The organism is Enterococcus sp. R12 (assembly GCF_058135755.1).
Genome location: NZ_CM176874.1, coordinates 2670801 through 2683866, shown reverse-complemented (window position 1 = coordinate 2683866; position 13066 = coordinate 2670801). Strand labels below are relative to the sequence as shown.

Genomic DNA, 13066 nt, shown 5'->3' with positions numbered 1-13066 from the left:
AACAAGTGAAATTTTGTTGAAGGCGTGGCAAAGGCTTTGGGTAGTTGAGTTGAAACAAAAAGACTTTGGTCACGATCAAAAAAATCTTTATCGATTTTGACTATTTTTTATGAAAGTATTATTCTTTTATATTTTGATTTTAAAGAAATAATATTTCATTTTCACAAATTCACTTGAAATCAAAAGACAGGTATCAATGGGTTCTCTCACTTTTTTCACAGAATTGAAATTTTACTAGCTTTGCTTTTTTTCTTCTTTCCGATTAGGATAATCACCTGAGTAAAATTTGTTGTTTGGAGGAAGAGAAATGCGTACTTATGTGAAAAAAATATCTTACCCGATTGTTATGTTGTCTTTGCTTGTAATGTCCTATGTGACACCATTGTTACCAGTCGTTACAGCTCATGCGGACGCCGAGGGAAACACCAAAATAATTCTATTTCAAAATGAAAAAGGAACAGCGCAAGTGACCTCATTACCAGATCCTACGACAGGAAAAATCACTTGGACGATCGAGGTAGAAAAGAATCAGCAGTCTGCTGCTAATCAACTGGCATTCAGCTTGAGTGAAGGAGAACGAACGGTTCTGCCGGAATCAATCCAAAGCAACGGCACGCCATTTACATATGATCCGCAAAGACAGCAGCTGATGGAAGAAACTACTAGCAGCTCCTTTAGCCAAATGACGCTAACGTTTCAGACAAAAGGTCTTGAAACATTGACAATCAAATCCGCGTTTCTTCAAACAGAGGAAGAAAATGGACAAGTGAAAGAAGATATTATCAACACAACAGATGTAGCAGTTGTTCTACCTGACAATCAATCCACAGAAGCAACGAGTGCCGAAGCAGTGCTTACTGACAGTCAGGAACAAACAGAGGCTTCCGAAAACCAGCCTGCCACAAAAAGCAGCGAGTCACAACCACAAGCAGAATCAACTACCGCATCAACAGCAATCGAATCACCGCTTGATACACAAGTAAGTGCGCCAGCAGATTCACAACTATCAAGTGGCGGCAGCTTTAAAAATGATGTGCCAGAAGTTGATGACGCACTTCTTGGAGAAGCCCAATATTTTCATATTTTTGCTAACCATGCGACGCTAAATACCCACACGAACGGAAACTTAGCAGTGGGAGAACTAAATGGCAATGTCAATTTTGGAACCAGTATTCAGGATGGTTCGTTGGCAACAGAAATCAATTATATTCAAAAGGTCAATACGATCGCAAATTCTTCCTTTGTGTCAGGAACTGATAGCAGAAAAAACAAAGTTGTCTTTGGCCCATCAATCACAGTAGATTTAGCAGATCAAAATCAACAACCTGCCGTTTTTGTAAATGGACAGAGAATGGATCACTTGAAAACTTCCGAAGTTTTCCAAGATCAATCCGCAAGTGAACCGTATATAGATTTTAAAAAGGTATTCTCAACGTTACAGGCGACGTCAGAAAGGCTAGGAGCCTATCCGCAAACGCCCGGTGTAACCAAAGACTTTACTGATAATAATCAGCGGGTCATCAATACCGCCCGTGCTGAAAATGATACGCAAGAGGTTGTTTTGACCTTAACGGATGAACAAGGAAACCCGCTTGATGACGGTGTTTACGAACTTCAAAATAAAAAGACACATAAAGAGGTTGATGAAGAGGTCACAAATGATGATGGACAAGTAATCGAAACGGATCTTCCAGAAGGGGACTATTCCTTTGTTGAAACAGAAGCGCCAGATGGTTATCTAATCGACAAGAAACCAATTTCCTTTTCGGCAGACACTATTGATGAAGAAGATCAAAAGGTAGTCGTTACTCTTTCAAAAACAGAATTAGAAAAAGATACACCAATTACCATCAAAGGGCTAACAAAAGGCACGACTCCTGTGCTGATCAATGTGGATACCGAAGGAGCAAGTACCGTTAATATCAAGTCGCAAATCAAACTAGAATATACAGATGGCACGACGCGCAATAGTCATGAAACAGAAGATTTTGATGATGCCGTTATCCTGTGGAATTTTATTAATCAGCCAGAAAATCAAAAGCTTTCGATTAATAGTCCCTTCCAAGGAACGATTTTGGCTGTTGGTGATACAGTTGATGTCCACCAAAATGTTGACGGCAGTATCATTGCTGATACGGTGTTGGTCAATGCGGAAACCCATCGCTGGGATCTTCAAGCCAATGAAACAGTTGTACCGATAATCAAACTAGCTGCAATGAATCACCTGCTGTCTCTTGATACAACGACAGTCAGCGGAACCAAAACGTGGGACGATTATGACAACAAATTTAATACTCGTCCGACAAGCATTACGGTTCAATTACTGCAAAACGGTGAAGTGTTCCAAACAAAAACGGTTACCCCGAATAAAGAGGGGGAATGGCATTATGAATTTACCGATCTACCAACAACCGACGAATCTGGTCAGACCTATGACTACGCAATTCAAGAAACACCCGTTGAAGGATACACCACCAAAGTAAATGGCTATGACCTAGTCAACACCTACCGTAACACTGAAACGACAGAAGTATCGGGAACGAAGACATGGAATGACAACGACAATCAATTCAACACACGCCCAGAAAGCATTACGGTCAAGCTGATGCAAAACGGCGAAAAATACGCAGAAAAAATCGTAAAAGCCGATAAAAAAGGCAACTGGACCTATCGCTTTGATAAGCTGCCAAAATACGATGCCGAAGGAAAAGCCTATACCTACACGATCCAAGAAGAAAATGTTCCAGGATACACCAGTGAAATCAACGGTTATGATCTAGTCAATACGTACCGCAATACGGAAACAACAACAGTTTCAGGTACGAAAACATGGAATGATAACAACAATCAGCTCAACATCCGACCAGAAAGTATCACTGTGGAATTGATGCAAAATGGTAAAAAGATCGACAATCAAATCGTAAAAGCCGATAAAGAAGGGAACTGGACTTATCACTTCGAGAATCTGCCTAAGTATGACTCCAAGGGAAAAGCCTATGTCTACACGATTCAAGAAGAAACCGTTTCTGGATATATCAGTGAAGTAAACGGCTATGACCTAGTCAATACGGAAACAACCACAGTTTCAGGCAGAAAAACTTGGAATGACAACGACAACAAGTTCAATACCCGTCCTGAAAGCATCACTGTCAAGCTGATGCAAAATGATAAGGAAATCGACGATCAAATCGTAAAAGCAGATAAAAAAGGCAACTGGACCTATCGCTTTGATAAGCTGCCAAAATACGATGCCGAAGGAAAAGCCTATACCTACACGATCCAAGAAGGAAAAGTTCCAGATTACACCACCAAAATAAATGGCTATAACTTAGTCAACACTTATACAGGGCCAGAGACACCAAAAACACCGAGTGATCCTAAAAAGCCGCAGGTCCCGTTGTCACCTAAAAAGCCAGATACTTCTAAACAATCGGAAGATGATAACAAGAATGACGCAAACCATGCGACTACTGAAAAACGATTGCCTAAGACAAACGAGCGCTCTTCTTATGAGTGGAGTATCCTTGGAAGTATTTTACTCGTTACAAGCGTTGGCATACTTTATCGACGAAAACATAGTTAACCAATTAAAACTTTGTCCTGCTTCTCTGCTAGAAGTCAGGGCAAAGTTTTTTTAAAGTATAGGACTTATTTAAGACGTGCGACAAAACTTTGGCTGAAATCCATTGTAAATGGTAAACTAAAATGAAGGGGGGATCCTATGGTTTGGCTATTGCTACTACTGCTTATTTTTGGTTTTTTGGTGTACTATGTATATCGCACGTCTGTTTTGAAAAAGGGCGTACGCTATTTTGTTTCGGCGATCATTATGCGAAACAATGAATGGTATGAAAAAGAAGGCAGAAAGAAACTGGGGATTCCATACAAAGAGCGGATCGCAACAAAGAGTTCGGCTTTTTGGACACAAGGTTCGGAATGTACGGTAACGACCGCCGATGATCTGATCCTAACAGCGGAAGTCTTTGATCAGTGTGCAAAAACGTGGGTGATCTGCTTGCATGGGTATCGCAGTGATGGGCAAGCAGATTGTCAAGAAGCAGCCGAGAAATTCTGGTCTGCTGGTTACAATGTTTTGGTTCCTGATTTACGTGCACATGGTCGCAGTGAAGGCAAAGAGATCGGCTTAGGGTGGCTAGATCGGATGGATCTGCTTTTGTGGATCGATAAGATTTTGGAAAAAGACCCACAAACACAAATCTTCCTCTATGGTTTAGGAATGGGGGCTGCGACCTTGCTGCTGGCTAGTGGAGAAGTCATGCCGGTGCAAGTGGCTGGGTTGATCTCAGACAGCAGCTATACGTCCGTTTACAGTGCGATCCGATCAAGCTTGCCGCAATTTTCTCGGTTACCGATCAAACGCTTTTTGCGCTTAGCGAATCGCTATAGCAAACAATTAGTCGGTTATCCCTTCTTGCAGATCTCGGTGACCCGACAAGTCGGCAGCAACCATTTACCTGTGCTGTTTTTACAAGGAGAAAAAGATTCGTTTCTTTCGGAAAAAGAGATCAATACCTTAATGGAAGCAACGGCTGGACCGAAACAAAAAGTCCTCTTTGCGAATATGGGACATTTACAGGCAGTGAAAGATGCACCAGAATATTGGCCAACCGTTTTGCAATTCATTGAGAATATCAAACAAAATACAGACATCGTCTGATAGAAAGGAAGAAAGCAATGGAAATCAAAGAAGAAAATAAACGTTTTGCTTTGTATGATGGAGAAAAAGAGGTGGGAGAAATCACATGGCAAGAAACGCCAGATGATGTTCTAGAAGTAGACCACACCTTCGTCAACCCTGATTATCGCGGCCAGCAATTGGCGCAAAAATTACTCAAAGCGGTTGTTGAAAAAGCAAGACGGGAAGAGAAAAAAATTATGCCTGTCTGCTCCTTTGCGGTCAAAGAGTTCAAAGAAAAACCAGAATACGATGACGTACTCGTTCGCTGATTTGAACGAAAGTGATCTATGAGAAAAAGGCTGTCAGAAAGGACAGTCTTTTTTTTAAACCGTCCTGCAACGGTCAATGACAAAAAGAGAGTAGTAATTTCCAGCGGAAAATGCTAAAATGGAAAGGACGACTTTAGCAAGCAAGGAGGAGCTAACGTGTATAACATCTTATTAACTGCTGTGATCGTTATTTCGATTTTAATGGTCATTACGATCATGATGCAGCCTAGCAAGCAAAATAGTGCAGCTAGTGCCTTTACCGGCGGTGCAGATCAATTGTTTGGTAAGCAAAAAGCCCGTGGATTTGAAGCGGTGATGCAGCGTTCAACGGCCATTTTAGGTTTTGTTTGGATGGTCTTGCTCTTTATTTTGGCTTTTCTTTCATCAAACTAATCACTTTGTTAGCGAACCTCTCGTAAAGAGAGGTTTTTTTCTTTTTAACGGGAAGATTTTGATCGCATTTGTCGAAGTATTCTTGCTAACTATGGTAGAATTGGACGTGAGGTGAAAGGAAACATGAAAACATTTAATCAACCAAAACCGGTTTTTGCTGAACACGGCAAACGAGCGGTCATTTTGTTCCATGCCTATTCAGGCAGTCCTAACGATGTGCGCATGCTTTGTCGTTCGTTAGAACAAAAAGACTACACGGTTTATACACCGATGTTTACTGGACATGGTACACCGAATCCAGATGATATCTTAAATCAAGGAATGACTGTTTGGCAGCAGGATGCTGCGGATGCAGTTGCTTATGTGAAAGAAAAAGGCTATGAGGAAGTTGCCGTTCTTGGACTTTCGATGGGTGGGATTTTAGCGATGGATCGTTTGACGCAAGACCCAACATTGATGGGCGGCGGTCTTTTTTGCTCACCGTTATTTGAAACCAAGAACGAAGTACCAGTCAATTTTGAAAAGTATGCTGAAATGGTCATACCCTACGCTGATTTAGATGAGGCGACCCAAAAAGAAATATTGGCAAAAGTCCCTCGTAAGGTCAGAGAACAACTGCAAGGAATCGAAACAGTCGGACAAACCACAGCTGAGCATTTAGGAAAAATCGAGCGCCCAATCTTCCTGGCGCAAGCAGGAAGGGACCAAATGATCGATCCACAGACGGTTTTCAAAACCGCAGCGGCATTGTCCCATGTTCCCTATACGCTTCAATGGTATCCTCAAAGTGGTCATGTGGTGACAGTTGGACCAGAACGGAAAAAATTAGAGCAGGATGTGTTTGCTTTCTTAGAAACACTTGCTTGGAAAGAGTGAGTTATGACAGAAACGATTAAAACAAAAATTATTCAGTTTCTCGAAGAAAGCCGTAAAAAAAGTTTTTCAATGGAAGAAATTGCTGAAGGTCTAGGACTTCAAAAAAGTACAGACTTTAAGAATCTTGTCCAGACAGTAGCGGCGATGGAACGAGAAGGCAGTGTGATTTTTAACAAAAAAGGCAAAGTGAAATTACCAATGAAACGAGTGTTTGTGGAAGGAACCTTCCGTGCCAACGAGCGGGGCTTCGGCTTTGTCACGTTGGATGAAGAAGAAGACGATATTTATATCCCTAAAGAAGCAACAGGCTATGCCATGGACGGCGACACCGTTGCTGTAGACATCGTGCATGTTGCCGATCCTTTTTCAGATCGCGGCGCAGAGGGAAAGGTCGTAGAAATCAAGCAACGCGCCATCAGTCAGTTGGTCGGCGAGTTTACATTATTTGACGAAAAAGAGATCGAAGAATCGGATCTATATGGCGTTGTTCAACCTAAAGATAAAAAACTAAGCGATTTAAAGGTGTTTATCGGCGCCCAAGGAATTCGTCCAGTAGACGGCAGCATCGTGATCGTTGAGATCAGCCATTATCCAGAAAAAGGCTATTCGAAAAGCTTAGAGGGGTTGATCACAAAAGTTGTGGGGCATAAAAACGATCCTGGAATGGATATTTTATCGATCGTCGTGGCGAATGGGATTCCCACAAAATTTGAGGAAGAAACCTTGGCAGCGGCAGATGCTGTACCCGATACGATCGATCCTGCTGACTTTCCAGAACGACGGGATTTGCGAGATCAACAGATCGTAACGATCGATGGAGCGGATGCCAAAGATTTGGATGATGCGGTGACGGTAAAAGCATTGCCTGACGGCAGCTTCTATTTGGGCGTGCATATCGCAGATGTTTCTTATTATGTGACAGAAAACAGTGCGTTGGACAAAGAAGCTTTTGAGCGGGGAACGAGTGTCTATCTAACGGATCGAGTGATTCCGATGATCCCACAACGTTTATCAAACGGGATCTGTTCGTTGAATCCGAATGTCCCAAGGTTGGCCATGAGCTGTGAAATGTGGATCAACCAAGAGGGGATCGTCACGGATTACAATATTTTCCAAAGTATTATTCAAACAAGTGCCCGCATGACTTATCAGGCAGTCAATCAAATTATTGAAGACAATGATCCAGAAACCAGCAAAGAATATGCGAAACTAGTACCGATGTTCCATGATATGGCCGCCTTGCACCACGTGTTAGAAACGATGCGGATCAAGCGTGGGGCGGTTTCTTTTGAAGACCGCGAAGCGAAAGTCTTGGTCGATGGAGAAGGGCACCCGCAAGAAATCGTTCTGCGAGAACGTGGCGTCGGCGAACGATTGATCGAGTCCTTCATGTTGGCAGCCAATGAAACCGTGGCGCGTCATTTCAATCGGAAGCATTTACCATTTATTTATCGGATCCATGAGGAACCAAAAGAAGAGAAAATGCGTCGCTTCTTTGATTTTGCTTCTGCTTTAGGGATTGTAGTCAAACAAACCAACGGCTCGATTTCACCAAAACAACTGCAAAAAGTGGTTGAAGATGTCGCAGATAAGCCAGAGGCAATGGTTGTCAATACGATGCTGCTCAGAAGTATGCAGCAAGCGAAGTATTCAGAAGAAAACGTCGGCCACTATGGTTTGGCAGCGGAAGATTATACCCACTTCACGTCACCGATCCGTCGGTACCCCGACTTGATCGTGCATCGCTTGATTCGTTCTTACAGTGAAGATGTCTCTGAAGCCAACCAAAACAAATGGGCTGAAATCTTGCCTGACATCGCAATGCACAGCTCCCAAATGGAACGACGAGCAGTCGATGCAGAAAGAGAAGTCGATGCGCTTAAAAAAGCTGAGTATATGGCCGATAAAGTAGGAGAAGAGTTTGACGGTATCATCAGTTCCGTCGTTAAGTTTGGCTTGTTTATTGAATTGCCTAACACGATTGAAGGGCTGATCCATATCAATAATCTTAAGCAAGATTACTTCCATTATTTGGAAAACCATCTGGCACTTGTAGGTGAACGGACAGGCTTGACCTTTAAAATTGGTCAAAAAGTTCGTATCAAAGTCGTGAAAGCTGATCCTGAAACAAGAGAGATCGATTTCGAATTGGTAGCAGCAGAAGAAGTCGAAAAACTGCAAGCACCAAAAGCCAACAAACGAAACAACCATCAAAAAAATGAAGCGAACCGTCGCGGGAAAAAACAACACAACCTTGAGAAAAAACAAGGGAAACGCTTTGAACAAACCGGTAAAGGCAAGTCAAAGAAAGCTGGCAAAGTGAAAAAGAAAAAACCTTTTTACAAAGGAATCAAGAAAAAATAATTGGAGGGATGGCCCGTGCCTAAAGGAGAAGGGAAATTAATCGCCCAAAACAAAAAGGCCCGCCATGATTACACGATCCTCGATACGATCGAAGCGGGGATCGTCTTACAGGGAACAGAGATCAAAGCGATCCGTAACAGTCGGATCAATTTGAAAGACGGCTTTGTACGCATTCGCAATGGTGAGGCATTCTTAGTCAATGTGCATATCAGCCCATACGAGCAAGGAAACATTTTTAATCATGATCCACTACGGACAAGAAAACTGTTACTGCATAAAAAGCAGATTGCTCGTCTGATTGGCGAAACAAAAAATACAGGCATGACGATCGTTCCGTTAAAGGTGTATATCAAGGATGGTTATGCCAAAGTTTTGATTGGTTTAGCGAAAGGAAAACGCGAATATGACAAGCGGGAATCCTTGAAACGCAAAGATCAAGAAAGACAAATTGACCGAGTTCTTAGAAATTTCTAATTTTCTAAGAACTTCTTTTAGAATCCGATAGAGGTTATTGCTTTGAAAATCGCGCTAAATTTGGTAGCATTTAAGGGAAAGCTGTTGATATAACAGGCTTTTTCTTCCACATAGCGACACGGGGATTTTTCATTTAATTTAGGATTTTTGGCATTGTGAGTTTTTTGTCTAATTTTCTTGAAAATGCTTTGAAATTTTCCATTCGTGGTGGTATGATACCGATTGTTATGAGAGGAAACGCATTGTAACACCAGATTTTTTTCTGGAGATGACAGGAAAAGAGGTGAGAAAGATTGGAAGATAAATCGCTTATGTTTCATATCGGTCCTATATGGTTTGATGGAACTGTAGCTATGATGACAATCATTTCTTGTATTATTGTTTTTTTGGTGGTCTTTATTTGTACACGTAATCTGCAAATGAAACCGAAAGGGAAGCAGAACTTCATTGAATGGGTCATTGACTTTGTTCGCGGTATCGTAGCGGACAATCTACCAGGATCTCAAGTGAACAACTTTCATTTGCTCGGTGTAACAATGTTTCTTTTTGTGTTTGTGGCAAATGAGATCGGGTTAGTCACAAAAATCGTGACGACAGATGACATTACCTTATGGAAAAGTCCGACAGCAGACCCGTTTGTTACACTGACACTCGCACTTATGGTTATTTCCTTGACACATTTCTTTGGGATCAAGTCGTTGGGCTTCAAAAATTACTTGATCAATTCGTACTTGAAACCGGTGGGGTTCTTATTACCGCTAAAAATCATCGAAGAATTTACGAATGTCATCACGTTAGGCTTGCGTTTATATGGAAATATATTCGCGGGGGAAGTGTTATTAGGATTGATTGCCAACATGTTTATTAGTCTTGGTTGGTGGTCATTACCGATCGTGATGCCGCTAGAAATGATCTGGATTGGCTTCTCACTCTTTATTGGAGCGATCCAAGCTTATGTATTTGTTACATTGACCATGGTATTTATGAGCCACAAAATCGTGGCAGAACATTAATCGAATCGACATACAATTAGGAGGAAAAAAGAATGAACTTTATTGGAGCAGGATTAGCAATTATCGGAGCAGCAATTGGTGCAGGGTATGGTAACGGACAAGTAATCGCAAAAACGATCGAATCAATGGCACGCCAACCTGAAATGTCAGGTCAACTACGTTCAACAATGTTTATCGGGGTCGCGTTAGTCGAAGCTGTACCGATTCTAGGGGTAGTTATCGCGCTGCTATTAGTCTTCCGATAAGACAAGCACGAAAAGGCAGAAACGAACAATTGCACTCGTTTTTGCTTTTTTCTAATGAAACAATGACTTTCAGAAAGGAAGAATCGTTATGCTAAATCAGTTGGTTATAGCGGAAGTTCAAAATCCAATGCTTGGCAATATTATCGTTGTCAGCGGATCAATTCTTCTTTTGCTATTCTTATTGAAACATTTTGCATGGGATGCCATCAGCAGCATGATGCAAAAACGGGAAGATAAAATCGCCAATGATTTGGATTCAGCGGAACAATCACGCTTGAATGCAGCAAAATTAGAAAAAGAACGCCAAGAAAAATTGGCACGTTCTCATTCTGAAGCTGCGGAGATCATCAAGAGCGCCAAAGATAGCGGGGAATTGAGTCGACAAAATATTTTGAGCGAGACCAAAGAAGAAGTGGCTCGTTTGAAAGAAAAAGCAAACTCAGATATCACCCTTGAAAAAGAAACTGCGTTAAAAGAAGTGAAAGATGATGTTGCAGAACTTTCGCTTCAAATCGCAGAAAAAATCTTAGGACGCGAATTGACTCCCGAAAATCATGAATCCCTAATCAATCAATATATCGAAGGATTGGGTTCAGTTAATGAAACTCGATAAATTCACAGTGGGAAAACGCTATGGAAAAGCCTTGTTCGAATTGGCGATGGAAGAACAGCGCTTGACAGAAGTTTACCAAGAATTAATGACCTTGCGTCAGATTTATCAGGAGATTCCAACATTTGGTCAGATCGTGACGGATAACCGCTTGGATCTCCATGAAAAAAGACAATTAGTCGATCAATTGCTGAAGGGCTTTGAAGGCTTGGTCAGAAATTTCTTAGAGATCGTTTATGAATATGATCGCATGGATGATCTATTGCTGATCATTGATGAATACGAACGTCGTTACGATGAATATCAAGGTCTTGTTCTCGGAACGATCACAACGGCTGTTGCTTTGTCAGCAGAACAAAAAAGCAAAATCGAAAAGCAAATCGCCGATAAGCTTGGGTACAAGCAGGCACAATTGAAAGAAACGGTCGATCCAACGATTTTAGGCGGAGTCATCGTTGAAGCAAATCATCAAGTGATCGACGGTAGTATTAAGAGCCAACTGGATTATCTGCGACAAAAAATCGGCAGATAAACAAGAGATAAGAGGTGAATCGGATGGCCATCAAAGCAGAAGAAATTAGTGCCTTGATCAAAGAGCAAATTAAAAATTATCAGAACGAACTTTCTGTAGAAGAAATCGGTACTGTCACATATGTTGGGGACGGGATCGCCCGCGCCCACGGTTTAGAAAATGCCATGAGTGGAGAACTGCTTGAGTTTTCAAACGGTTCTTATGGGATGGCACAAAACTTAGAATCAAACGACGTCGGGATCATCATCCTAGGTGATTTTGAAACCATTCGTGAAGGAGACAAAGTAAAACGAACCGGTAAAATCATGGAAGTTCCTGTCGGCGATGCATTAATTGGCCGGGTAGTGAATCCATTAGGGCAACCGATCGATGGCTTAGGTCCGATCGAAACAGACAAATCACGCCCAGTTGAAGCAGCCGCACCAGGTGTAATGCAACGGAAATCCGTATCGGAACCAATGCAAACAGGGTTGAAAGCTATTGATGCTTTAGTGCCAATCGGACGTGGCCAACGGGAATTAGTCATCGGTGACCGGAAAACCGGGAAAACAACGATTGCGATCGATGCGATCATCAACCAAAAAGGGCAAGACATGATTTGTATCTATGTCGCTATTGGCCAAAAAGACTCAACGGTTCGTGCACAAGTAGAAACATTACGCCGTTACGGTGCACTTGATTACACGATCGTTGTTTCAGCAGGTGCTTCACAACCAGCACCATTGCTTTACATCGCACCTTATGCCGGGGCAGCAATGGGAGAAGAATTCATGTATAACGGCAAACATGTTTTGATCGTCTTTGATGACTTATCAAAACAAGCAGTCGCTTACCGTGAACTTTCTCTACTTCTACGCCGTCCGCCAGGTCGTGAAGCATACCCAGGGGATGTCTTCTACTTGCACTCTCGTTTATTGGAACGTGCAGCGAAATTAAGTGATGAACTAGGTGGCGGATCAATGACGGCACTGCCATTCGTTGAAACGCAAGCGGGGGATATCTCAGCCTATATCCCAACCAACGTGATTTCTATCACAGATGGACAAATTTTCTTAGAAAATGACCTGTTCTATTCAGGTGTGCGTCCTGCCGTAGCGGCTGGATTGTCCGTTTCACGGGTTGGTGGTTCTGCACAGATCAAAGCGATGAAGAAAGTTGCTGGAACCTTGCGTTTGGACTTGGCAAGTTACCGCGAGCTAGAAGCCTTCACACAATTTGGGTCTGATCTAGATGCTGCGACACAAGCCAAATTAAACCGCGGTCGTCGTACCGTTGAAATCTTAAAGCAAAAACTACATGAACCATTGGCAGTCGAAAAACAAGTCGTGATTCTTTATGCGTTGACGCATGGATTCATTGATAGTGTACCTGTCAATAAACTATTGGACTTTGAAGCAGAATTATTTGAGTATATCGAAGCAAACGCAGCAACGATTTTTGAAACCATTCGGACAACGAAAGACTTGCCAGAAGAAAGCTTGTTAGATGACACCATTAAAGCATTCAAAGATATTTTCATGGCATCCAACAGTTCTCGGGTGACACCGCAAGATAAAATATCGACAATGCAAAACGCATAAAAGAGGTGAGA

At 42.1% G+C, this 13066-nt stretch carries 12 protein-coding genes; all 12 read left to right on the top strand.

The features are described 5' to 3' along the window. Window positions 1–307: 307 nt before the first annotated feature. The gene (locus ACTW1R_RS12465) at window positions 308–3583 is read left to right on the top strand and encodes a Cna B-type domain-containing protein (protein ID WP_271812971.1); all 3276 of its coding nucleotides are present in this window, start codon (window positions 308–310) and stop codon (window positions 3581–3583) included. Window positions 3584–3721: 138 nt separating this feature from the next. After that, on the top strand, window positions 3722–4678 hold the full coding sequence (locus ACTW1R_RS12460; RefSeq protein ID WP_074536102.1) for an alpha/beta hydrolase: 957 nt from the start codon (window positions 3722–3724) through the stop codon (window positions 4676–4678). Window positions 4679–4695: 17 nt separating this feature from the next. Then, window positions 4696–4968, top strand: a complete 273-nt coding sequence (locus tag ACTW1R_RS12455) for a GNAT family N-acetyltransferase (RefSeq protein ID WP_015510184.1) — start codon at window positions 4696–4698, stop codon at window positions 4966–4968. Between the two features lie 156 nt (window positions 4969–5124). Next, a complete protein-coding gene (secG, locus tag ACTW1R_RS12450) occupies window positions 5125–5361 on the top strand; it encodes a preprotein translocase subunit SecG (RefSeq protein ID WP_005228700.1) in 237 nt (78 codons plus the stop codon). 123 nt (window positions 5362–5484) lie between these two features. Continuing rightward, complete coding sequence (locus tag ACTW1R_RS12445; RefSeq protein WP_005228701.1) at window positions 5485–6237, top strand: alpha/beta hydrolase; 753 nt, start codon at window positions 5485–5487, stop codon at window positions 6235–6237. A 3-nt stretch (window positions 6238–6240) separates the two neighbouring features. Further along, the gene (gene rnr / locus ACTW1R_RS12440; RefSeq protein WP_081116363.1) at window positions 6241–8601 is read left to right on the top strand and encodes a ribonuclease R; all 2361 of its coding nucleotides are present in this window, start codon (window positions 6241–6243) and stop codon (window positions 8599–8601) included. Between the two features lie 15 nt (window positions 8602–8616). Next, complete coding sequence (smpB, locus tag ACTW1R_RS12435; protein WP_008380870.1) at window positions 8617–9075, top strand: SsrA-binding protein SmpB; 459 nt, start codon at window positions 8617–8619, stop codon at window positions 9073–9075. A 293-nt stretch (window positions 9076–9368) separates the two neighbouring features. Next, entirely contained in the window at window positions 9369–10088 is a 720-nt protein-coding gene (gene atpB, locus ACTW1R_RS12430; protein ID WP_008380872.1) for a F0F1 ATP synthase subunit A, read from the top strand. Between the two features lie 32 nt (window positions 10089–10120). Further along, a complete protein-coding gene (gene atpE, locus ACTW1R_RS12425) occupies window positions 10121–10333 on the top strand; it encodes an ATP synthase F0 subunit C (RefSeq protein WP_005228705.1) in 213 nt (70 codons plus the stop codon). An 88-nt stretch (window positions 10334–10421) separates the two neighbouring features. Next, on the top strand, window positions 10422–10946 hold the full coding sequence (atpF, locus tag ACTW1R_RS12420) for a F0F1 ATP synthase subunit B (RefSeq protein WP_005228706.1): 525 nt from the start codon (window positions 10422–10424) through the stop codon (window positions 10944–10946). Further along, window positions 10933–11475 (top strand): F0F1 ATP synthase subunit delta, encoded by a 543-nt coding sequence (locus tag ACTW1R_RS12415; RefSeq protein WP_010749797.1) that lies wholly within the window; start codon window positions 10933–10935, stop codon window positions 11473–11475. Before atpF ends, ACTW1R_RS12415 begins: the two co-directional genes overlap by 14 nt. A 23-nt stretch (window positions 11476–11498) precedes the next feature. Continuing rightward, window positions 11499–13055 (top strand): F0F1 ATP synthase subunit alpha, encoded by a 1557-nt coding sequence (gene atpA / locus ACTW1R_RS12410; RefSeq protein WP_005228708.1) that lies wholly within the window; start codon window positions 11499–11501, stop codon window positions 13053–13055. Window positions 13056–13066 lie beyond the last annotated feature (11 nt).

What these genes read in the sequence shown, in the direction of transcription:
- ACTW1R_RS12465 (WP_271812971.1), top strand. Translation starts at nt 308, where the DNA reads ATGCGTACTTATGTGAAAAAAATATCTTACCCGATTGTTATGTTGTCT.
- ACTW1R_RS12460 (WP_074536102.1), top strand. Translation starts at nt 3,722, where the DNA reads ATGGTTTGGCTATTGCTACTACTGCTTATTTTTGGTTTTTTGGTGTAC.
- ACTW1R_RS12455 (WP_015510184.1), top strand. Translation starts at nt 4,696, where the DNA reads ATGGAAATCAAAGAAGAAAATAAACGTTTTGCTTTGTATGATGGAGAA.
- ACTW1R_RS12445 (WP_005228701.1), top strand. Translation starts at nt 5,485, where the DNA reads ATGAAAACATTTAATCAACCAAAACCGGTTTTTGCTGAACACGGCAAA.
- rnr (WP_081116363.1), top strand. Translation starts at nt 6,241, where the DNA reads ATGACAGAAACGATTAAAACAAAAATTATTCAGTTTCTCGAAGAAAGC.
- atpE (WP_005228705.1), top strand. Translation starts at nt 10,121, where the DNA reads ATGAACTTTATTGGAGCAGGATTAGCAATTATCGGAGCAGCAATTGGT.
- atpF (WP_005228706.1), top strand. Translation starts at nt 10,422, where the DNA reads ATGCTAAATCAGTTGGTTATAGCGGAAGTTCAAAATCCAATGCTTGGC.
- ACTW1R_RS12415 (WP_010749797.1), top strand. Translation starts at nt 10,933, where the DNA reads ATGAAACTCGATAAATTCACAGTGGGAAAACGCTATGGAAAAGCCTTG.
- atpA (WP_005228708.1), top strand. Translation starts at nt 11,499, where the DNA reads ATGGCCATCAAAGCAGAAGAAATTAGTGCCTTGATCAAAGAGCAAATT.